Origin of the sequence: Candidatus Poriferisodalis sp., assembly GCF_965198245.1 — a bacterium.
GTDB lineage: Bacteria > Actinomycetota > Acidimicrobiia > Acidimicrobiales > Poriferisodalaceae > Poriferisodalis.
Genome location: NZ_OZ240249.1, coordinates 219605 through 241724 on the forward strand (window position 1 = coordinate 219605; position 22120 = coordinate 241724).

19 protein-coding genes and 1 tRNA gene are annotated in these 22120 nt (G+C 67.0%); 13 read left to right on the plus strand and 7 right to left on the minus strand.

Annotated features, from left to right (window positions below; translation table 11 throughout):
* Positions 1 to 43: 43 nt before the first annotated feature.
* Entirely contained in the window at positions 44 to 1573 is a 1530-nt protein-coding gene (gene hutH / locus ACOCMM_RS01235) for a histidine ammonia-lyase (protein WP_419551392.1), read from the minus strand.
* On the minus strand, positions 1570 to 2220 hold the full coding sequence (locus ACOCMM_RS01240) for an IclR family transcriptional regulator (protein WP_419551393.1): 651 nt from the start codon (positions 2218 to 2220) through the stop codon (positions 1570 to 1572). Before ACOCMM_RS01240 ends, hutH begins: the two co-directional genes overlap by 4 nt.
* Before the next feature lie 152 nt (positions 2221 to 2372).
* On the opposite strand from ACOCMM_RS01240, the gene hutU reads away from it, so the two are divergent.
* The 5 genes from hutU to ACOCMM_RS01265 are packed head-to-tail and all read left to right on the plus strand — an operon-like array spanning position 2373 to position 8702.
* Entirely contained in the window at positions 2373 to 4064 is a 1692-nt protein-coding gene (hutU, locus tag ACOCMM_RS01245; protein ID WP_419551394.1) for a urocanate hydratase, read from the plus strand.
* 26 nt (positions 4065 to 4090) lie between these two features.
* The gene (locus ACOCMM_RS01250) at positions 4091 to 4660 is read left to right on the plus strand and encodes a peptide deformylase (RefSeq protein ID WP_419551395.1); all 570 of its coding nucleotides are present in this window, start codon (positions 4091 to 4093) and stop codon (positions 4658 to 4660) included.
* Positions 4657 to 6024, plus strand: a complete 1368-nt coding sequence (locus tag ACOCMM_RS01255; protein WP_419551396.1) for a formimidoylglutamate deiminase — start codon at positions 4657 to 4659, stop codon at positions 6022 to 6024. The genes ACOCMM_RS01250 and ACOCMM_RS01255 overlap by 4 nt, the downstream gene beginning before the upstream one ends.
* Positions 6021 to 7199 (plus strand): imidazolonepropionase, encoded by a 1179-nt coding sequence (gene hutI / locus ACOCMM_RS01260; RefSeq protein WP_419551397.1) that lies wholly within the window; start codon positions 6021 to 6023, stop codon positions 7197 to 7199. Before ACOCMM_RS01255 ends, hutI begins: the two co-directional genes overlap by 4 nt.
* Positions 7200 to 7223: 24 nt before the next feature.
* Positions 7224 to 8702 (plus strand): NAD(P)/FAD-dependent oxidoreductase, encoded by a 1479-nt coding sequence (locus ACOCMM_RS01265; RefSeq protein WP_419551398.1) that lies wholly within the window; start codon positions 7224 to 7226, stop codon positions 8700 to 8702.
* A gap of 53 nt (positions 8703 to 8755) precedes the next feature.
* Here ACOCMM_RS01265 and pheA read toward each other — a convergent pair whose 3' ends face one another.
* From pheA to ACOCMM_RS01285, 4 genes are all read right to left on the minus strand, one after another.
* On the minus strand, positions 8756 to 9733 hold the full coding sequence (gene pheA, locus ACOCMM_RS01270; RefSeq protein WP_419551399.1) for a prephenate dehydratase: 978 nt from the start codon (positions 9731 to 9733) through the stop codon (positions 8756 to 8758).
* Between the two features lie 29 nt (positions 9734 to 9762).
* A complete protein-coding gene (locus ACOCMM_RS01275; protein ID WP_419551400.1) occupies positions 9763 to 10509 on the minus strand; it encodes a nucleotidyl transferase AbiEii/AbiGii toxin family protein in 747 nt (248 codons plus the stop codon).
* 44 nt (positions 10510 to 10553) lie between these two features.
* Positions 10554 to 11216 carry a type IV toxin-antitoxin system AbiEi family antitoxin domain-containing protein gene (locus tag ACOCMM_RS01280; protein ID WP_419551401.1) on the minus strand — a complete coding sequence of 221 codons (663 nt, stop codon included), beginning with the start codon at positions 11214 to 11216 and terminating at the stop codon, positions 10554 to 10556.
* 258 nt (positions 11217 to 11474) lie between these two features.
* Positions 11475 to 11627, minus strand: a complete 153-nt coding sequence (locus tag ACOCMM_RS01285; protein ID WP_419551402.1) for a hypothetical protein — start codon at positions 11625 to 11627, stop codon at positions 11475 to 11477.
* Here ACOCMM_RS01285 and larB point away from each other — a divergent pair.
* From larB to ACOCMM_RS01315, 6 genes are all read left to right on the plus strand, one after another.
* The gene (gene larB / locus ACOCMM_RS01290) at positions 11616 to 12422 is read left to right on the plus strand and encodes a nickel pincer cofactor biosynthesis protein LarB (RefSeq protein WP_419551403.1); all 807 of its coding nucleotides are present in this window, start codon (positions 11616 to 11618) and stop codon (positions 12420 to 12422) included. The two genes, ACOCMM_RS01285 and larB, sit on opposite strands and share 12 nt — an antisense overlap.
* Positions 12422 to 13759 carry a nickel pincer cofactor biosynthesis protein LarC gene (gene larC, locus ACOCMM_RS01295; protein WP_419551404.1) on the plus strand — a complete coding sequence of 446 codons (1338 nt, stop codon included), beginning with the start codon at positions 12422 to 12424 and terminating at the stop codon, positions 13757 to 13759. The genes larB and larC overlap by 1 nt, the downstream gene beginning before the upstream one ends.
* Positions 13760 to 13846: 87 nt before the next feature.
* Positions 13847 to 13920: transfer RNA gene (locus ACOCMM_RS01300), tRNA-Arg, on the plus strand.
* A 51-nt stretch (positions 13921 to 13971) separates the two neighbouring features.
* On the plus strand, positions 13972 to 15342 hold the full coding sequence (locus ACOCMM_RS01305) for an FAD-dependent oxidoreductase (protein ID WP_419551405.1): 1371 nt from the start codon (positions 13972 to 13974) through the stop codon (positions 15340 to 15342).
* Positions 15343 to 15458: 116 nt separating this feature from the next.
* Positions 15459 to 17087, plus strand: a complete 1629-nt coding sequence (locus tag ACOCMM_RS01310; RefSeq protein ID WP_419551406.1) for an AMP-binding protein — start codon at positions 15459 to 15461, stop codon at positions 17085 to 17087.
* 18 nt (positions 17088 to 17105) lie between these two features.
* Positions 17106 to 17918: a PaaX family transcriptional regulator C-terminal domain-containing protein gene (locus ACOCMM_RS01315; protein ID WP_419551407.1), complete on the plus strand. Its 813-nt coding sequence runs from the start codon at positions 17106 to 17108 to the stop codon at positions 17916 to 17918.
* Positions 17919 to 17987: 69 nt separating this feature from the next.
* Here ACOCMM_RS01315 and ACOCMM_RS01320 read toward each other — a convergent pair whose 3' ends face one another.
* Positions 17988 to 20357 (minus strand): FAD-dependent monooxygenase, encoded by a 2370-nt coding sequence (locus ACOCMM_RS01320; protein ID WP_419551408.1) that lies wholly within the window; start codon positions 20355 to 20357, stop codon positions 17988 to 17990.
* Positions 20358 to 20587: 230 nt separating this feature from the next.
* On the opposite strand from ACOCMM_RS01320, the gene ACOCMM_RS01325 reads away from it, so the two are divergent.
* Positions 20588 to 21298 (plus strand): SDR family NAD(P)-dependent oxidoreductase, encoded by a 711-nt coding sequence (locus ACOCMM_RS01325; RefSeq protein WP_419551409.1) that lies wholly within the window; start codon positions 20588 to 20590, stop codon positions 21296 to 21298.
* On the plus strand, positions 21295 to 22119 hold the full coding sequence (locus tag ACOCMM_RS01330; RefSeq protein WP_419551410.1) for an enoyl-CoA hydratase family protein: 825 nt from the start codon (positions 21295 to 21297) through the stop codon (positions 22117 to 22119). The genes ACOCMM_RS01325 and ACOCMM_RS01330 overlap by 4 nt, the downstream gene beginning before the upstream one ends.
* Position 22120: the final 1 nt, after the last annotated feature.

The window sequence follows — 22120 nt, forward strand, 5'->3', positions numbered from 1 at the left end:
AAGCCTCCGGGGGTTCGAATCCCCCTCCCTCCGCAGAGGTGTTTCAGGCCAAGGGACCGGTGGTTGTTTCTACCGCGGGCACCAGAGCCTCGGCGGCGAGCATCTGTTCGGCTGCGGCGAGCTCGGGCGACAGCCAGCGGTCGGGACCCGGGCCGGGCACCATGGTCCGCAGCAGGCTGAGCGCAGCGTTGGTCCCCGCCGCGGGCGCCAAGGGCGCTCGCAGCTCGATGCCGCGGGCAGCCGCCACCCATTCGACGGCCAGGATGCGGCGCAGGTTGGCGACGACTAGGCGCAGCTTGCGAGCCGCGCCCCAGCCCATGGACACGTGGTCCTCCTGCATGGCGGAGGTGGGCAGCGAGTCCACTGCGGCTGGCGCGGCCAGGCGCCGGTTCTCGGCGCACAGGGCGGCCGCGGTGTACTGGCCGATCATCAGACCGCTGTCCACGCCCGGATCATCAGCCAGGAACGGGGGCAAACCGTGGGAACGGCTTGGGTCGAGCAGTCGGTCGATGCGGCGCTCAGCAATTGCGCCGACCTCGGCCGCGGCGATGGCGAGGTAGTCGGCTGCCAGCGCGACCGGCGCTCCGTGGAAGTTGCCGCACGACTCGACGCGGCCGTCGGGCAGCACCATCGGATTGTCGATGGCCGAGGCCAGTTCCCGATCGGTCACGCCTGCTGCGAAGTCGAGGGTGTCGCGGGCCGCTCCGTGAACCTGGGGCGTGCACCTGATGGAGTAGGCGTCCTGCACCCGGTCGTCGTCGAGGCGGTGGCTGGCCACGATGGGCGAGCCGGCCAACAAGGCCCGGAGGTTGGCCGCGCAGGCCTGCTGGCCGGGATGGGGCCGCAGCGCCACCAGGTCGGCGGCGAAGGCCCGATCGGTGGCCAGCAGAGCCTCGACGCTGCAGGCGGCCACGATGTCGGCGACCCTCAGCAGGCCGGCTAGATCGTGGACGGCCAGGCAGAGCATTGCCAGAATCCCGTCGGTGCCGTTGGTCAGGGCCAGGCCCTCCTTCTCAGCGAGGACCAAGGGCTCGATGCCCGCTGCCGAGAGGGCCGCGGCCCCGTCAATCGTGCCCCCGTCGTCGGTGAGGATTTCGCCTTCGCCCATCAGCACGAGCGCAACATGGGCAAGCGGCGCAAGGTCGCCGCTGGCTCCCAGTGAGCCGTGTTCGGGGACCGCAGGCACCACGCCTGCGTTGATCAGACGCACCAGCGACTCCGCAACCTGCGGCCTCGACCCGGAGGTTCCCAAGGCGAGCGTGCGGGCCCTGAGGAACATCATGGCCCTGACCACCTCGGCCTCGACCGCCGGGCCCATCCCGGCGGCATGGGAGCGGATCAAGGACTGCTGCAGAGCGGCCCGACGGCTGGCGGGAATGGTGGTGTTGGCCAGGGCGCCGAAGCCGGTGGAGATCCCGTAGACCGGCTCGCCATCGACGAGGGCCTCGACGATGGCGCGGGCCGTGGCCATGGCGGACCGGGCGGCGTCGCTGAGGCGAACCTGTTCGCGATGGCGAGCAACCGCGACGACGTCGGAGACGGTGACGCCTGCGCCGTCGAGTTCCACCGTCACGTCAGGGCTGCCTCGACGGACGAGAACGCAGCCGATGTGGCGACGGCCGCTTCGGTCACGGCGTCGGACGCGGTTTGCAGGCGGCTGCCGACGAGCCGGTCCGCCGGACCCAGCACCGACAGAGCCGCTACCGGCCCCCCCAAACCGTGGATCGGCGCGCAGACCGCGGTGACGTCGGACTCGATGGCGCCGGTATTGATGAGGGGCACGGGGCGGGCATCGCGCGCCAACGGGGCGGCGAGCAGTGCCGCGCCCACCGCGGTGCCGTCGATGGGGACCGACCGGCCCACCCAGCCGACGTGGCGGATGGCCCGACGGCTTTCGACCGTGGCGATGTAGACGGCGGAGTCGCCGTCGCGCACGGCCAGGTATGCGGACTCCTCGGTGGCTTCGACCAGTCCTTCAAGCTCTGGCTGGGCTGCCGCCCTGAGCCGGGCGTAGGGGCCGGACTGCAACGACGCCAAAGCGGTGCGCACGAACGCCGGACCCACGGAATACAGCCAGGATCTGCCCCTGACGAGATAGCCGCGGTCGGTCAGGACCCGCAGATGGCGCAGAGCCGTGCTGGCCGGCATGTCCGTTCGGGCCGCGGCTGCAGTCAGGCTGAGTTCGCCGTTGGTGACCACGGTGTCAAGCAACGCCAGCACGCGCTCCGCCGAGCGCGATCTGTGCAGTGGAGACGCAGAAGCAGTTTCGCTAATTATTTCAGTAACTGAAATCTCTTGCTGCATATTGACAGACTAGGCCGAGATTCGGTAGCGTGCGACACACCACCCACCCTGCAGGCACGAGGTCCTCTATGCCCGGCAGCACACAGCACAGCGCCAGCGCCCCTCGGGGCGGAGTGAGAGCCCCCACCGGTACTGCGCTGACCTGCCGGAGCTGGCCCCAGGAAGCCGCCTTCCGGATGCTGCAGAACAATCTGGATCCCGACGTGGCCGAGCGCCCCGACGATCTCGTCGTGTACGGGGGCACCGGTCGGGCGGCGCGGTCGTGGCCCGCTTTCCACGCCATGATCGCGACGCTGACAGATCTGGCCGACGACGAAACCATGCTGGTGCAGTCGGGCAAACCGGTGGGAGTGGTCCGCACCCACGAATGGGCGCCCAGGGTGCTGATCGCCAACTCCAACCTTGTCCCGGAATGGGGCAACTGGGACGAGTTCCGCCGGCTGGAGCAGCTCGGCCTGACCATGTTCGGCCAGATGACGGCGGGGTCGTGGATCTACATCGGCACCCAGGGGATCCTGCAGGGCACCTACGAGTGCTTCATGGCCATCGCCCGCAGACGCTTCGGGGGATCGCTGGCAGGGACCCTCACCGTCACCGCCGGGCTGGGCGGGATGGGCGGCGCTCAGCCGCTGGCAATCACCATGAACGGGGGGGTTGCCCTGTGCATCGAGGTCGACCCCGAACGGGCCGCTCGCCGGGTGGAGACCCGCTTTCTCGACGTGGTCGCCGACGACTACGCCGATGCGCTCCGCCGATGCTCCGAGGCCGTACGGACGCGCCGTCCGCTGTCAGTGGGACTGGTCGGCAACGCTGCCGACGTGATGCCGCGCCTGCTGGCCGACGGCGTCGCTGCTGACATCGTCACCGACCAAACCTCCGCGCACGACCCGCTGACCTATGTTCCCAACGACCTGTCACCCGAGGCGTCGGACGAGCTGCGGCGCAATCAGCCCGACGAGCTCGTGCGCCGGTCCCGAGCGGCCATGGCCACCCACGTGGAGGCCATGGTGGGCTTCCTCGACGCCGGCTCAGAGGTGTTCGACTACGGCAACAGCCTGCGGGCCGAAGCCGCGCTCGGCGGTTACGAGCGCGCCTTCGACTATCCGGGCTTCCTTCCCGCCTACATCCGGCCCCTGTTCTGCGAAGGCAAAGGACCCTTCCGCTGGGTTGCGCTGTCGGGCGACCCGGCCGACATCGCCGCGACTGATCGGGCCGTGCTCGACGAGTTCCCCGATGACGAGGGCCTCAAGCGATGGATCACCCTGGCCGGCGAGCGGGTCGCGTTCCAGGGCCTGCCCTCGCGGATCTGCTGGCTCGGCTACGGCGAGCGTCACCGGCTGGGGCTGCGGTTCAACGAGATGGTCCGGTCGGGCCAGATCGCCGCACCGATCGTCATCGGACGCGATCATCTCGACTCGGGCTCGGTGGCCTCTCCCTATCGCGAGACCGAGGACATGGCAGACGGCAGCGACGCCATCGCCGACTGGCCCCTGCTCAACGCGCTCGTCAACACGTCGTCGGGAGCTTCGTGGGTGAGCATCCATCACGGCGGCGGGGTGGGCATCGGCCGGTCGATCCATGCCGGTCAGGTGAGCGTGGCCGACGGCACCGACCTGGCCGCTCAGAAACTGGAGCGGGTGCTGCTCAACGACCCGGGCACCGGCGTGATGCGCCATGCCGACGCCGGTTACGACCGGGCGTGGGAAGTGGCCGCCGAGCGCGGCGTTCAGATACCGGCCGCTCCGGCGGCCGCGCAGTAGGCCTGGGCGACAGAGGCGGGGGACATATGACCGTCCGGGATATCCACTCCATCGGCCATCCGGCGCTGCGGGCACCGGCTGCGGCCGTACCGCCAGCGGAGATCGCCAGCGAGCGAACCCAGGGCATCGTCGACGACCTCATCGACACGATGCGCTACGCCAACGGGGCGGGCCTGGCCGCCAACCAGATCGGCGAGACGGCCCGGATCGTCGTCATCGAAGTGAACGAGAACCCCCGCTACCCCTACAAGCCGCCCATTGAGTTGACCGTCGCCATCAACCCGGAGCTCGAGGTACTGGACGACGAGACCGTGGTCATCAACGAGGGCTGCCTTTCGGTGCCGCTGCGGGGTGACGTGGTCCGCTCGGTCAATCTCGGGGTCCGCTACCTCGACCGCGAAGGCACCGAACACTGCACTCGAGCACGAGGCCTGACCGCGGGTACCTGGCAGCACGAGTGCGACCACCTCGACGGCATCCTGATCACCGACCGGGCCGACCCTTCCACCCTGTGCACCTGGGACGAGTTCGAACAGCACCACCGCGACGCGTTCATCGAGCGCATCTCCCGGTTCAACGAGCGAGTCGGCACATGACCACTCACTTTTGGTGCGAGCTGGCCTGGCTCGGGGGACCCAGGGCCGCACAGGGGGTGGTGATCGCCGTCGACGGTGACCGCATCACCGCAGTCTGTGGAGGTGTACCCGTCCGACCGGAGGGTGCCGTGCCGCTGGCGGGCCTGACCCTGCCGGCGCTGGCCAACGCGCACAGCCACGCCTTCCACCGGGCCCTGCGGGGCCGAACCCACGCCGGGCGGGGAAACTTCTGGACGTGGCGCGACCTGATGTACCGGGTGGCGGCCCGGCTCGACCCCGACTGCTACTACCGGCTGGCTCGGGCGGCGTTCGCGGAGATGGCCCTGGCCGGCATCGGCATCGTTGGCGAGTTCCACTATGTCCATCACCACCCCGGCGGGGACAACTATGACGACCCCGACGCCATGGGCAAAGCGGTGGTGGCCGCGGCCCGCGACGCCGGCATCCGTCTGACCCTGCTCGACACGCTGTATCTCCATGGCGGGCTCGACCCCGCTCTGGACGGCGGCTACGAGCCGTTGCGGCCCTCCCAGGCCCGATTCAGCGACGGCAGCGCCGACCGGTGGGTCGACCGGGTCGAGGGCCTGGCTTCGACGGTGTCGGGGCCGATGGTGCAGGTTGGCGCGGCGGTGCACTCGGTGAGGGCTGTCGATCCGCCGTCCATCAAGGTGGCCGCGGACTGGGCCCAAGCGCGCGGCGCCCCTCTGCACTTCCACGCCTCCGAGCAGCCGGCGGAGAACCAGCAGTGCCTCGGCGTCCACGGCCTGACACCGATCGACGTGATCGCCCAAGCCGAAGGTTTGGGGCCAGGCACGACCCTGGTGCACGCCACCCATGCCGACGAGCGCGACCAAGCGATGATCGGCGAGGCCGGCGCGCACTGCTGCCTGTGCCCTTCAACCGAACGGGATCTGGCCGACGGCACCGGACCGAGCGTCGGCTTGGCCCAAGCAGGGGCCGGTCTGTGCCTGGGCTCGGATTCCCACGCCACCGTCGACATCCTCTCCGAGGCACGCATGGTCGAGCTCGACCAGCGGGCCGCCACCAACGACCGCGGCGTGTTTGATGTGGATGTCCTGGCCTCGATGGCCACCTCGGGCGGCTACCGATCGCTCGGCTGGCCCGAAGGCGGCACGCTGGAGGCGGGCGCGCTGGCCGACTTCGTAACGGTGGGGCTCAACTCGGTGCGCATGGCCGGAGCTGACGCTGAGACCGCGCTGGCCGCGACGATCTTCGCGGCCACCAGTGCCGATGTGCACCACCTGGTCGTGGGCGGCAGAACAGTCGTGCGTGACGGCCGGCACACGACCGTCGCCGTCGCCGCCGGTCTGGCTTCGGCCATCACGGAGGTCACCGCACCATGACTCTTGTCATCGACAACATCTCCGAGCTGATCACCAACGACCCCGAGCTGGGGGACGGCCCGCTGGGCGTGGTGACCAATGCGTCGGTCGTCATCGACGGCGACACGGTGCTGGCGGTGGGTCCGTCGGGGGCTGTCGCCGATGAGCGCCTCGACGTCAGCGGCCGGTGCGTGCTGCCCGGATTCGTCGACTCCCACACCCACTTGGTGTTTGCGGGCGACCGAGCCGAGGAGTTCACCCGGCGGATGGCGGGCGAGCCCTACGACGGGGGCGGGATCCGGGTCACCACCGACGCCACGCGCAACGCTGGCCGGGACGCTTTGGCGGCCTCGCTTGGCCAGCGGCTGGTCGAAGTGCACCGGGCCGGCACCACCACGGTCGAGATCAAGACCGGTTACGGGCTGTCGGTGAGTTCTGAGACCGAGTTGGCCTCACTGGCCGCCGAGGCCAGCCCGGAGGCCACGTTCTTGGGCGCCCACCTGCTGCCCAGCGAGTACCAGGGCCGGGCCGACGAATACGTCGATCTGGTGTGCGGGCCGATGCTGGACGCGGTCGCGGACCGCGTCCGCTGGATCGACGTGTTCTGCGAGACCGGCGCGTTCGATGCCGACCAGTCCCGGGCCGTGCTCGAGGCGGGTCGGACCGCCGGACTGGGGCTGCGTCTGCACGCCAACCAGCTCGGCCACGGGCCGGGCGTGCAGCTCGGCGTCGAGATGGGCTGCTCGTCGGTGGACCACTGCACCTACCTCTCCGATGATGACATCGACGCCTTGGCCGGCAGCGACACCGTCGCCACGTTTCTGCCGGCCACCGACTTCTCCACCCGCCAGCCCTACCCCGACGCCCGGCGGGCCATCGACGCCGGGGTCACGGTGGCGATGGCTTCGAACTGCAACCCGGGCTCGAGCTACACCACGTCGGTGTCGTTCTGCATCGCCATGGCCGTGCGCGACATGGGCATGACGATCGACGAGGCCATCGCCGCGGTGACGGTTGGCGGGGCAATGGCGTTAGGCCGGACCGACGTCGGGCGGCTCACCAGCGGCGGTCCGGCCCACATGACCATTCTCGACGCGCCAAGCCGCCACCACCTCGCCTACCGGCCGGGCGTCCCATTGATCTGGCGGACCCTGGGGGCCGATTACCGGCTCCCGACCGTCGATGACCCGAATTGATCCCCAAGCACAAGAGGAAAAGACATGACCAGCAACATTCCCAACCCCCCCGTCCCCAATCCGACGGAGCACAACCAGTGGTATCCGTTCGCCAACCGGCCCCTGCCGCCAGAGGTAGACGGGCAAGCGGCTAACCCGGCCGTCATCCCGGTGTTCGACGCCGTGGGATTGCCGAGCCACGCTCGGTTCGTGGTGGTCGGCGCAGGCGTGCACGGGCTGTCGAGCGCCTACCACCTGGCCATGTACCTCGAGCGCACCGGCAAGGGCTCGGGCAGTGACGTGGTGCTGATCGACAAGCAAGGCCCGGGTGCGGGCGCTACCGGGCTGGCTTGTGGCTGCATCCGCAACATGTACATGACCGGACCCTTGCACGCCATCTTGCGGGCCAGCGTGGAGGTGTGGGAGTCCGACCCCGTCAACTTCGGCTTCCAGCAGGTCGGCTACGTGTCAGTGGGCGAGGCGAACCAGACCGAGGACTACCTGAAGCTGCAGGCGTCGCATAAAGCCAGCGGCTACCCCTCCGACGTTCACACCGGTGCGGAGGCCCGTGCCTTCCTCACCAACCTGTGGCCCGACTTCAAGACCGACAACTGCGACGTGGTGCTGCACGAGCACCGCTCCGGGTACGCCGGCACCCACATGGCGGTGTGGGGCCTGGACCAGAAGTGCCGGCAGTGGGGTGTGCAGCGGGTGTACGGCGCCACCGTGACCGGTTACCAGCTCGACAACTCAGGCTCGGTCACCGCAGTGGAGACCGACCAGGGGTCGATCACCTGCGAGCAGGTGGTGGTGGGCGCAGGGGCGTGGACGCCGACGCACTGGGAGTGGCTCGGCGGCCCCTCGCACCTCGATGTGCTGTACCCCGACGGCCATGTCGAGGACCAGATGGACATGTGGACCTACTGGCGTCTGCTGGAGGGCGAGGTCCTGCTGCCTCCCGGTGTCGACTTCCGCACAGCCCAGCACAAAGACTCGCCGGTGCTGCATGTTGAGCTCATGAACACGCCGGTGTACTCCGACGACGGCAGGTTCCTCAAGGACCACTTCTACTCCTACACGCGCTATGCCGCGGAGCGGGTGGGCGCGCCCGGCCTGCAAGGCGGGACGATCCCGATCAAGATCGGGCCGCGAGCCGACGTGGAGCCCTACGGCCACCTGAACGACGCGTATCAGGCCGAGGAATGGTTCGCCGACTATTACTGCGCGACGTTGGGCATGCTGTTCAAGCGCCTGGAGAACGTGCGGCCCTTCTTCAAGGAGCGTCGCAATGGCGGCATCGGGGCGTTCACTCCCGACAACGTGCCGGTGTTCGACTATGTGGCCGACAACGCGTGGGTGATCGCCGACTCCAACCATGGGTTCAAGATGATCGGGGTGGGCAAGCTCACCGCCGAGATGATGGTGCACGGCGACAAGCCCGAAGAGCTCAAGCCGTTCACGCTTGACCGCTACCGCACCGGCGCCACGTTCGGCGACCGCAACTCCAACTGCCCCTGGGTCTAGCCCGCCGCCGGCCTCGCGCCGTTCGAGCAATCCGGCGGTGACGCTGGCGTTGCTCAGCGAATGAGGCGGCGCAGCGACTTCAGCCAGTCATCTGACGAGGTCCAGGCCTCCTCGGTGACTCGCTCGCGACCCGACGAGTTGCCGTTCGCCGTGGGGAACGAACCGAGGAACTTCACGTCGCGCTGCTTCATCTTGAGGGCGCGCAGGCAGTCCGCCACCACCTCGTCGGAGATGTGACCCTCGAAGTCGAGCAGAAAGCAGTACTCGCCGAGGCCCCGTCGCGTCGGGCGCGATTCCAGCCGGGACAGGTCGAGACGGCGGGCCTCGAACTCCATGAGAATGCCGAGCAGGCTGCCCGGCTCATTGTGGTTCTGGAACACCACGATGCTGGTCTTGTCGTTGCCGCTGGCGGGCGGCACCTGGCCTTTCGCCAGCAGCAGGAAGCGGGTCTGGTTGTCGCGGTGGTCCTCGATTGATTCCACGACGGTTTCCAGGCCATATATCTGGGCCGCGGTCGGGCTGGCGATTGCGGCCACGCCGACCGACTGTTCTTCAGCGATGCGACGGGCCGCGAGGGCGGTCGAGGTGGCCGCTTCGATTTCAGCATTGGGGAGTTGGCCGTGCAGGAACGCTCGACACTGGGCAATGGCCACGGGGAACGACAGCACCGTGTGGATAGCCGAGAGGTCATCGGCGGTGGCCGTGCCGGGCAGTGTCATCAGGTCCAGTTGCACGTTCACCACGACTTCGCGCTGGATGAGGAAGTCGAAGTCGAACGCGAGCGCGTCCTGGGTGACGTTGACAGCGCCTTCGATGGCGTTCTCGACGGGTACGAACCCGTAGTCGACCGCTCCGTCGTCAAGCGCAGAGAGCACCTCGGGGACCGAGATCAGCGGCACGAGCGCGGCCTGAGACAGGTCAGACTGGGTGGCGAGGGCAGCTTCGGTGAAAGTGCCGTGCGGGCCCATGTAGCCGATCCGCGTCGAGGGCGGCACGCTCGGAACACCTGATGGAGAGCCGGCTGAAGCCATCGGGGCAGGATACGCCCGGTGCCTGACGCTTATGACTCGGAGCGGGCATCAATCGCGTGGATGATGGCTTCTGCCGCAGCACGTCCGGCGTCGATGGAAGAGCCCGCTGGCCACTCGGCAACCAATGGAGCGAGATCCGATGCGAACGCTGAAGTCTCAAGCTTTTGGTCGAGATTGTCCATGGCTCGGGCCGCCGACCAGCCGTCTGGACGGTACGTGTCAAAGCAGGCTGCAATGTCCCCGGGATCAAGACCGAGATGGTTCACGGCGAGCCAGAGGTCGAACAGGTCGCGACCCTTGCTGCGCTGGTAGAGCGCCCGGATCTTCGTGGCCATCATTTCCGGTGCGGAGAAGGTCGGGACATCTGATGCGCCTCGAAACCACGGGCTGTCCACGACACAGGGTCGAGTGACGATTGGTCGTGCTGGAGAACGCTCGAACGTGTTGATCTCGACCTTCGCGTGAAACGGTCCGCCACTCTCGTACCGTGCGCGCAGCCGGGCCTTTGGGTGCTGCGTCCGGGTGTCAGTGCGAACGTCGTCGAAGCCGACTGTTTCGGCGATTTCCCGGATGGCATCCAAGACGCCGCCGATCCCGCCGCCGCAGCGCCGCACGTAGTCCAAGTCTTCGCTGTAGCGCCAAGGTCGGTCGAGCCAGAGCTTGTGCAAGCAGGTGCTGCCCCGGAAGACCAGTTCCTGACCCAGCAACGGATGTCGAGCGATCTCGACGATGAGTCGGGAGAGCACGAGGTCCTGTTCGACGTGCTCGGCGCTCACCCACGGGACCTGTGTTCGCCAGTGAGCAATGTCGGCACGTGTGATCACAGGTCGTGCTCCACTGCCGCGTTCACCACTATCCGCCAGCGTTGGTCGCGTGCACCATCACCTGGCCCGCCGGGTACGAGCGGCGCCCAATCCGTGCTCGACATGAGCGTGAGTTCGTCGAGCACATCTGCTACCGAAGTCTCGACACCCGTCTCAACGGCCATGTACTCCAGCAGGTAACCGGCGCGCTGCACCGCAGCAGCCGGGAAAGCTGCCGCTGCTGCCGGCAGCGACTCGATGTCGAGCAAGCGTGAGATGAGGAGATCACCAATCACCGTTGCGACGTTCGATACGCCACCGCCTCGGCCCGGCGAGTCGGCGAGGTCCAAGACGGTCGTTGACGATGTCGACACCGTGACCCGTCCTGTCGGCGTGTTGGACTGTTGCGTAGCGCGTTGGTCAGTGGCAGCTCGCTGGATGAAGCTGATACGGCTTCCGCCGATCTGCCGATCACGCAATCGCGCCGAGGCCACCACCTGCAGGATCATGGAAGGATGGTGCGCGGCTCCGTAGATCGCTGCTGCGGAAAGGAATCCTACGTAGTAAGTGTGACGGAGGTGTCGCATGAGCGGGTGGATGTAGTGCAGTGGCGGTGGCGCTCCTGCGTCCCGGAACTCCGGTGGTACGGGCACCCAGGCACCCTTGGTGACTGAAGTCATCTTGCGTGCTTGTCGTGCACGACTCAGACTCGCCCAAACCTCAGACGGTTCGATATTCAACAGATCGGCAGCGTCGCGGGAAGTGACAAAATGACGGCCTTGCCCAATCAACCAATCGGCAAGATTGTTTGGCGTCACGGTCCGGCGAGTCACAAGATTCAAAGTATCAAAACCTAGCAATTTGTAAAGGTTTGATACGTAAAATCCGTTATGGGAGAGAAGTGCACATACGGTAGGAATCGCAACAGGTCAGATAGCTCAGCATCCGATCCAGGTGATGCCGAGTGACGCCCCGCGCAGTGCCAGCGAGATCGGATCGGTTGCCGCAAGGGTGACCGTGAGCGCACCGACGGCCTTCGAGGGTTCGTCAGGACATCCCAGCAGGTAGAACGGCAGCCAATGGACGCACAACAGCTCGCCGATCTGCTGGCCGAGGTGCGTGACGGGACGGTGCCTGCGGACGAAGCGCTAGCGCGTCTGCGCCGCCTGCCCTATGCCGAGGTCGCCGGGGCGCGCATCGATCATCACCGATCACTGCGGACCGGTCATCCCGAAGCCGTCTATGGGCCGGGCAAATCGCCCACTCAGTGCGCTCGGATAGTGGCGGAGATGCTGAGCGGGGGCTCGGGACCGGTGCTGATGACGCGTGCACAGCCCGACCAGGTGACCGCCGCGCTGGCGGCGTGCCCAGGGGGGACGGCGCATCGGCCGGATGATCGAGGTCCAGATTCTGCTGACAGCACGGCGTTGGCGACGGTGGTGTGGCGGGTGGGAAACGCTCGCACTGAACGAGTGGTGGTGGCCTCGGCCGGCACCGCAGACGGTCCGGTGGCGTGCGAGGCGTTGGCCGTGCTCAGCGCCTTCGGCATCAGTGCTGCGTTGGTGTGCGACATCGGTCTGGCCGGGCTGCATCGGTTCCTCGAAGAGATCGACACCCTGGCCGCAGCCGACGCAGTCATCGTCGTGGCAGGCATGGAGGGAGCGCTGGCCACCGCAGTCGCCGGTGTGACGCCCGCACCCGTCATCGCGGTGCCGACCAGTGCCGGCTACGGCGCTGCTCTCGAAGGTGTCACCGCGCTGCTGGCCATGCATGCGTCGTGTGCTGCAGGCATCACCGTGGTGGGCATCGACAACGGATTCGGTGCCGCCATGGCTGCGATGCGCATCTTGGAGCTGGCTGCCCGCTCCCACGGCGGATCCGAGTAATGCACGACAACCCGTCGGCCAGCCCGCGGATTGCTGAGGCGCGTGAGCCGGCGAACGTCGAGACTGTCCCCGCCGGCAGCACTGGATCGCCCGCGTCGGGAGGCATCGTGGCGTGGTTCGACCCGGTCTCGGGCATTGCAGGCGACATGGCGCTTGGCGCATTGCTCGATGCGGGCGCTGACCTGGGGTATGTGGTTGCCCAACTGCAGACGCTTGGCCTCGACGGCTGGCAACTGGACACCGAACGGGTCAGGCGGAACGAGCTCGCCGCAACGCGGGCAATCGTTGATGCCCCCGAGGGGCATCACCACCGCCGCTGGCGCGACATCCGGGCGCTGCTGATCGCAGCACCGCTCGCCGAGCGCGTCAGGCAGCGGGCTCTTGCGGTGTTCGGGGCGCTGGCCGAAGCCGAAGGCCAGATCCACGGCATGGCGGCCGAAGAGGTGCATTTCCACGAAGTCGGCGCGCTCGACGCCATTGTGGACATCGTCGGCGTGTGCGCAGCTCTCGAATCGCTCGCAGTGGACTCAGTGCGCTGCGGCCCGGTCGCGGTGGGCAAGGGCACGATCAACGCTGCCCACGGCGTGCTGCCGAACCCGCCGCCCGCGGTGGTGAACCTGCTGGCAGGACGCCCGATCGTCGGCGTCGACATCGACATGGAGCTCACCACGCCCACAGGCGCCGCCATCGTTGCCGCCTTGGCTGAGCACTTTGGGCCGGCACCGGCCATGACGCTCGCCTGCGCCGGTTTCGGCGCAGGCACCCGGGAGCTGCCGGGGCGTCCAAACGTCACCGGCGTGCTGATCGGCGCCGAGATCGGGGCCGAGGCCGATCAGACCACGCCACAGCTGGCCGCTGCCATGGGGGCCCTCGAGGGAGCCGACGCCACCGAAGAGTTGGTCGAGCTGGCTGTCAACCTCGACGACGTCTCGGGCGAGGTGCTGGGCCATGCGCTGGACGAATTGCTGGCCGCTGGAGCGCTTGACGCCTGGGCCGCCCCGATCGTGATGAAGAAGGGCCGCCCGGCGCACACACTGATGGCGCTGTGCCGAGCCGAAGACGTGACCCGTCTTGCCGACCTCTGCGCACGGCTCACCGGCACGCTGGGTCTTCGCGCACGCCCGGTGGTGCGCACAGCGCTCGAACGGCACACATCGACCGTGCACGTCGAGGGGCACGCCGTCAGCGTCAAGCACGGCCCTCACCGCAGCAAACCGGAGTGGTCCGACGTGGTAGCCGCGGCCGAGGCCCTTGGCTGCACGCCAGCCGATGTCGCACGGGCGGCTGGGCTGCTGGCCGCTGCTGATCCGCCCGACCGTGACGACCTCCCGACCTGAGGGGAAACCTCTTGAAGCCCTACAGGTACCGTCTCCTAGACTGTCTGGGCGCCATCGGGCCGTCCGGCCCGGTTCCGGCGAGGATCAGCGCTTGTAGCTCAATTGGATAGAGCATCTGACTACGGATCAGAAGGTTGGGGGTTCGAGTCCCTCCAAGCGCGCTGAGGGGCATGGCAGCTAGCCCGCGGCATGCTGACCGGCGGAGCATGACGATGCAGCGCAGAATCGCAATTGTCGGCGGGGGCATATCGGGGCTGGGAGCCGCGTGGGCCTTGCACCACCACCCGGACCGTTTCGATTTCCGGCTGTTCGAGGCCAACGAACAGGTCGGCGGCAACGCAGTCACGGCCGATATGCCGCAGGCCGACGGCAGCACCATCCCGTTCGACATCTCCGTCACCGCGTGCATCCCGTCGGTGTACGACCACGTCGTGCTGTTGCTGGAGCGATTCGGCATCGATCTCGTGGACACCGAGTTCAACTACAGCGTGAGATACCGCGGTGGCATCTACGCCCATGATTTCGACTCCGAGATCAGGGATCAGCTGCAGCCCGAGATAGCGAAGTTCCAGCGCCTGCTGAAACGCCTGCATTCATTCGGTCGTCTGACCCGCGCGAGGTCGAAGTTCGCGAACGCGCTCAACCCGTTCAACTACATCAGCATGCGGACTGTGTTGAACATGGGCGGGTTTTCCGCCGACTTCAGGTACAAGATCCTCAAGCCGATGTTCGTCAACTTCCTGATGGCGACGAACGTGTTCGATATGCCGGCGGCGCTCTTCGCGCGCTATCTCGAGTTCTTCGACATCTCCACGGCAACGCCCATGCAGACTTGGGACCAGGGAACGCGGCGCATCTACGAGAACTTGTCGGCTGACTTCGGCGACAAGATCTACCTGAACCGGCCGGTCCGCAAGGTGTACCGGCAGCCGTCAGGCGTCGAGGTCGAGGACGAGGCCGGTGCCCGCGAGACCTTCGACGAGGTGATCTTCGCTTGCAATGCGAATCAGACGCTGATGATGCTGGACAAGCCCACGATGCTGGAGCGCTACCTGCTGTCATCGATTCGCTACGAAAGCGAGCTCCACAACCATGTGGTGGTGCATTCAGACTCGACAGTGCTGCCCGACGACGAGGTCGAAGCGCTGCGTACACGCAGCAACCACATCGTCCAGTACGGCGCCAGACCGGACAACTACGAGATCACCTACATCATGCATAACCAGCAGCCGTGGGCCCAAGAATCCGAGCGACCCTGCTTGGTGACGTACAACCCGATCACTCGCATCGATGACGAGCAGATCGTCAAGCGCTGGTGGTTCCAGCACATCGTGCACGACGTTCGCCATGTGGCACTGCTGGTCCCGCTGTTCCGCCTCATCCAGGGCAAGCGGCGAAGCTGGTATTGCGGTGCCCACACGCTGATCAACAGTCAGGAGACCTGCTTCGTGACCGGGCTGGCCGCTGCAACTCAGATCGGTGCGGACTACCCGTTCGATGAGCCCACCGCACGGCAGGCGTTCAACTACTACGGCGGCATCATTCACGGCACCCGCTTCCGCAAGGCCAAGGCCAAGGCCTAACGGGCCGAACACCTTTCCGCCGGCCGCGAAATCGGCCTGAATTGCTTGCGCGGAGCGTCTCCCAGATATAGCGTGCGATTAGTGATCGTCACGTCAGCGGCATTTTGTGGTTGGAGATGAGCACCGAGACCGCGCACGTTGACCGGTTCGTACTCAATGGCCTGCCGCCGGCTGATCAGTGGCCCGAGATCACCTTGTCCGAGCCGCTCTTTTCGTACCCGAGCCGGCTGAATGCTGCAGCCGTCCTGCTCGACGGCGCGATCGCCCAGGGGTGGGGCCAACGGCCCTGCATGGGACTCGGCGACGACATGTGGACCTACGCCGACGTGTACCACTGCGCCAACCGGATCGCTGCAGTGCTGGTGGAGGACTACGAGATCGTGCCGGGCAATCGGGTCCTGCTTCGAGGGGCCAACGCTCCCTGGATGGTGGCTGCCTGGTTCGCCGTGCTGAAGGCCGGCGCCGTCGCGGTCACCACGATGCCGCTGCTGCGCGCCCAGGAGCTTGCGCAGGTGTACGCCAAGTGCGCACCCGCGGTCGGGTTGTGCTCGCAGGGTCTGGAAGCAGAGCTGCAGGAGGTGACTGATGGCCCGATCGCCATCTGGGGGCCGGCAGGCGATCTGGCGGCTGCGGCTGCGGCCAAGTCGGCGGAGTTCACTGCGATAGACACTGCGGCGACGGATCCAGCGCTGCTGGCGTGCACCTCGGGCACCACCGGCGTCCCCAAGGTGGCCGCCCACTTCCACCGGGACCTGCTGGTGATTGCAGACGCATTCGCGCCGCTGCTGAGAGCACGACCCGACGATGTCTTCGTCGGCAGCCCGCCGCTCGCATTCACCTTCGGGCTGGGAGGAGAAGTCGTCTTCCCGATGCGAGTAGGAGCGTGCACCTGGTTCTGCCAGGAACCGGGCCCCGCAGCCTTGGCGAATCTGATCGCCGAGCGGCGAACCACCGTGTGCTTCAGCTCCCCGACTGCGTACCGAGCGATGCTGGCGCTGGAGCCTCGCCCGGACCTGTCGTCTCTTCGGCGCGCCGTCTCGGCCGGCGAGTGGCTCCCGCGGGCGACGTTCGAACACGTCCAAGCCGAGCTTGGCCTGCGGCTGATCGACGGAATCGGCTCGACCGAGCTGCTGCACATCTTCATCTCGGCATCTGACGACGACATCCGGCCGGGTGCCACGGGCAAGCCGCTGCCCGGGTGGGAAGCCTCGATCTTCGACAACGACGGCGATCCGGTGTCGCCAGGCGAGCCCGGGAGGCTCGCGGTCAAGGGACCGATCGGCTGCCGGTACCTCAATGACGCGCGCCAATCCACCTATGTACAGAACGGCTGGAACTTCACCGGCGACGTCTACACCTGCGATGCCGACGGCTACTTCTGGTACCAAGCCCGCGCCGACGACATGATCGTCAGCTCGGGCTACAACATCGCCGCCCCAGAGGTGGAGGAAGCGTTGCTGAGCCACGGGGCTGTCGCCGAAGCGGGCGTGATCGGCACGCCCGACACGGAACGGGGCATGGTCGTGCACGCATTCGTCCATCTGTGCGACCCCTCGGCAGCGACGGAGGCACTCGCGGGCGAACTGCAGGACCACACCAAGGCCGCCATCGCCCCCTACAAGTACCCTCGCCGGATCACCTTCTGCGCTGAGCCACTACCCAAGACGCCGACAGGAAAGCTCCAGCGGCGGGCGCTGGCAAAGCTGACAGAGCCGGCTGAGCTGGCTGAGCTGGCCGGCGCCTAGCGTCCAGGTTCGAAGACGATGTCGCCAAGAGACCGGATCCTCGACACCTACGGGCTGTTCGCTCGGGAGTACGGGGGCCCGATAGCGGTCGGCGGGCTCATCGCGTTGATGCGTGAGCTCGGGATCGACGCGCAGGCCGTGCGGTCCTCCGCGTCTCGCATGAAGCGTTCAGGCCTGCTGGTGCCTGAGCGAGTGGATGGCAAAGCTGGCTATGCGTTGAGCGCGGATGGGCGCGAGATCCTCGAAGCAGGCGATCAGCGCATCTTTGGCAACGGAGCCAGACGCAACGACGCCTCGTGGCTGCTGGTGCTGTTCTCGATCCCCGAGACCGAACGCCGCAAGCGGTACCTGATCCGGTCCAGGCTCGCCCGTCTCGGATTCGCACCCGGCCCCGCTGCGTCGTGGATCGCCCCCGCTTCGCTGCTGGAAGAGGCTCGCACGATGCTCAAGCGGAGCGAGCTGGATGACTACGTGTCGTTCTTCGAAGGCGAATTCCGAGCCGACGCGAACAGCGAGCACATTGCGGCATCGGCGTGGGATCTCGACCTCATCAACAAGCTGTACGGGGAGTATCTGACCGCTCAGCGACCCATCTCGGAGTCGTGGGTCGCATCACCTGGGGGGGACCGCGACGCGTTCGTGGCTCACATGAACAACATCAGCGCCTGGCGGCCGCTGCCGTACGCCGACCCCGGGCTGCCTCGCTCGGTCACACCCCCGGACTGGCTCGCGGAACAAGCGCGTGAGGTGTTCATGCGACTCCATCGGCAGCTTCGGCCCGGCGCGCACCGCTTCTACCTGGAAACCCTCGACGCAGCTGCACGCCGCTAGCCCGCGGCCCGAGCGGCCCGTCAGCCCGTCTCGAATAGGGACTGGGAACAAGAGCGGGAAACATCGCCGTCAGCGCAGGTCGCGGTCGATGAGTGCGTCTGGCACCTGTTCGCGGCGGCGGCTCGTGCGGCCGGGCCAGTACTGGATGGGCCACGGCTGCTCGCTGCGCCCGAGATCGATCGCGGCGTTGAGGGTCCAGTAGGGGTCGACGAGATGCCCGCGGGCGATGAGGCAGATGTCGGCCCTGCCGGCCATGAGCACGGTGTTGACGTCATCGATGCTGGAGATGGCACCCACTGCCATCGTCGGGATGCCGACCGCGTTGCGGATCGCCTCGGCAAACGGCGTCTGATACAGGCGCCCATACGCCGGCGCGCCGTCGGGATCAACCTGACCGGTCGAGACGTCGATGATGTCCACGCCGCAGTCCTTTGCCATGTGACTCAGCTCGATGGCCTCGGAGCGGCTGAACCCGCCCTCCACCCAGTCGGTGGCCGAGACCCGCACCGACAGCGGCTTGGCGTGGGGCCAGGCCTCCCGCACCGCTTCGATGACACGCAGCGGGAACCGCGCCCGATTCTCGAGCGTGCCGCCGTGGTCGTCGCCGCGCCGGTTCGTCGCTGGCGACAGGAACGACGACAGGAGGTAGCCGTGCGCAGCATGGACTTCCACCAAGTCGAAATCGGCGTCGGCTGCTCGATGGGTTGCAGCCACGAAGTCGTCGAGTACGGCGTCCATCTGCTCGTATGACATCTCCGCTGGCATCTGGCTGCCGCCGCGGTATCGCAGCGGAGAGGCTGACACCAGCGGCCAGTTGTCGGAATCGAGCGGTACGTCTTCGCCCTCCCATGGCACCTTTGTTGAACCCTTGCGTCCCGCGTGGCCGATCTGAAGGCCGATCTTGGCTTCGGTGAAGGTGTGCACGAACCCGGTTATCCCGGCCCAGGCCTCGGCCTGGGGGGTGTTCCAGATCCCGGTGCATCCAGGCGTGATGCGGGCCTCGGGCGACGTACAGGTCATCTCGGTCATCACCAGAGCGGCGCCTCCGACGGCGCGGCTGCCCAGGTGCACCTTGTGCCAGTCGTTCGGCATGCCATCGACAGCGCTGTACTGCGCCATCGGCGACACGCCAATGCGGTTTCCGAACGTCACGTCACGCAGCGCGAACGGGTAGAAGATCGGCGGTGTGCCCGGCGTCGACGGCCGGGCGGAGGGCGGCTGCTGGGATGCGAACCAGTGCAAGGTCTCGTCGAGGTAGCCGGCGTCCCGCTCGCGCAGGTTGTCGTAAGTGACCCGCTGCGACCTCGTGAACAGCGAGAAGGCAAACTGCTCGAAGGGACGCTGGCGGTGGTGGTCGACGTGTGCGAACCAGTCCTCGCTGGTCGCCGCGGCCCGCTGCAAGCTCTCGATCTGTGGCCGTCGCTCCGCCTCGAAGTTCTTGAGCGCGGTGGCCACATCGGAGGCCGCGGCCATGGCGTCGGCGAGTGCGATGGCGTCTTCCAGCGCCATCTTGGTGCCGCTGCCGACCGAGTAATGGGCCGTGTGGGCGGCATCGCCCAGCAGTACGACGTTGTTCACCACCCACGATTCGCACGAGACTCGGGGGAAGCTGATCCACTTTGAGTTGTTGCCGATAAGCGGACGTCCTCCGAGGTGGCGGGCGAAGAGCCGGCTGCACCACTCCAGGGCATGTTGGTCGGATTCGCCAAGGGCCAACCCGGCGTCGTGGCCGCCGAGCTGTGCCCGTTCCCAGGTTGCTTCGGCCATCTCGACGATGAACGTCGAACGCGTGTCGTTGTAGGGATAGATGTGCGCCTGCACCGCACTGTGCGGGGTGTCTTCGCTGTGTCCGATGTCTTCGAAGACAAGATCTTCGCTGTGTCTGATGTCTTCGAAGACAAGATCTTCGAAGATGAACGTGAACCGGTCGAAGGGCGCGTCGGTTGCTGTCCAGATGTACTTCGCGGATCCCTGGCTGATCGTGGGCCGCAGCTGGGATGCGTAGCGCGAGCGCGTGCCGCTGTTGATGCCATCGCCGGCAACTACGAGGTCGACGTCGTCCCTCAAGGCGTCGACGTCAGCCTCGGTTTCGAACTTGACGCAGACGCCGAGCTCGGTCGCCCGGCAGGTCAGGATCTCGAGCAGGCGCACCCGAGAAATCGCGGCGAAGCCGTGACCGTCGGAGGAGATGGTCCGGCCGCGGTAGTAGACGTCCATCGCACCCCAATGGCGGAACTCCGATTCGATTGCTGCGATGGCATATGAGTCGGACTCGGCGATGTTGGCCAGGGTCTCGTCGGAGAACACCACGCCGAACCCGAACGTGTCGCCGCGGCGATTGCGCTCGTACACGGTGATGTCGTGGCTCGGATCCTGCTGCTTCATCAGGATGCTGAAGAAGAGGCTGGCCGGGCCTCCGCCGATGCACGCAATCTTCATCGGGGTGTCCGCTCCCGGCTTGTCGGCAACCGCCGGATCCGTTCAGGCGAGGCCACAGCTGCCACGTCACCAGCTTTCGAGCACGACATCAGCGCATACGGATTCGATGCATTTGGGAAATAGCGGACATTTTGCGATATTCAAGAACGTAGTATAGTTCTGACGATGCCCGACATCGCCGCCAACTACCGGGGCTTGCCTGGTCGACTGAATCGCAGCGGGGGCACGCCATGAGCACGGCCGTGGTCACTGGCGGCACACGCGGGATCGGTCGAGCCGTCAGCCTGCGGCTCGCCGCTGCTGGCCACGATGTCACCGCGCTGGCGACGTCGGAGGCCGCGGAGCCGCTGCCGGGCATCGCGGCTCGCATCTGCGACGTGACCGATGAAGAGCAGGTGACCTCGACATTCTCCGACATCGGCCCGGTCGACATCCTCATCAACAACGCCGGCATCTCGTCGTCGAATCGGCTGGGGCGCACGACGCTCGCACAGTGGAATCACAGCCTGGCCGTCAATGCGACCGGGGCGTTCCTGTGCACCCGAGCGATCATCGACGGGATGCTGGAGCGCGGCGCTGGCCGGATCGTGACCGTTGCGTCGACCGCCGGCGTCGAGGGCGACAAGTACATCGCCGCATACTCAGCGTCCAAGCATGCCGTCATGGGCCTGATGCGGGTCGTTGCGGCTGAGGCTGCGGGAACCGGTGTCACGGCCAACACGGTGTGCCCGACCTTCGTCCGCACCGAGATGACCGTTGCCACCATCGCGAACATCGCGGAAAAGACCGGCAAGAACCTCGCGGATGCCGAGGCGGCACTCGCCAAGGCCACACCCCATGGACGGATCATCGAGATTGTCGAGGTGGTCGACGCAGTGATGGCGCTTGTGGAGTCAGGCCGCAACGGTCAAGAGATCGTGCTCGACGGAGCGCCGACATGACGTTCCGCGCATCTGCTGGGTTCACCGATGTCTGGGAGCACTTCGACGTCTCTGTGGATGACCGGGTTGCCACGATCACGCTCCAGCGCCCGGAAACGCTCAACTCGCTCACCTTCGATGTGTACGCCGACCTGCGCGACCTGTTCCGGGAAGCGCCGCTGCGCGGCGACATCGACGCCATCGTCATCACCGGTCAGGGACGGGGCTTCTGCTCTGGCGGCGACGTCGACGAGATCATCGGCGAATTGGTGAGGTTCGATCCCGCCCGCCTGCTCGAGTTCACTCACATGACCGGTGCAGTCGTTCAGAACATGCGCGAGTGCGCGATCCCGATCATTGCGGCCGTCAACGGCACTGCCGCCGGGGCCGGCGCGGTGATCGCGCTGGCGTCGGACTTCCGCATCTGTGTGCGGGGGGCTACGTTCCGCTTCCTGTTCACCAAGGTCGGCCTCTCCGGAGGCGACATGGGCTCGGCCTACCTGCTGCCCCGGCTGGTCGGCCACGGCCGCGCCACCGAGATCCTCATGTTCGGCGATCCTGTCTCTGCTGCCGATGCAGTCGAGATCGGGCTTGCGAACCGGGTGGTCGATCCCGACGACCTGCTCGAGGAGTGCACCGCGCTCGCCCGCCGGCTCGCAGACGGGCCTCGGCTCGCGTACCGGGCCACGAAGCTGCTGATCAGCCGCGAGGCCGACATGAGCCTCGCTGCAGCGATCGAGTTCGAAGCCATGACCCAGGCGCTGCTGATGCGCACCGAGGATCATGCCGAGTTCCACCGTGCGTTCGGGGCCTCGGAAACGCCGAACTGGAAGGGACGATGAC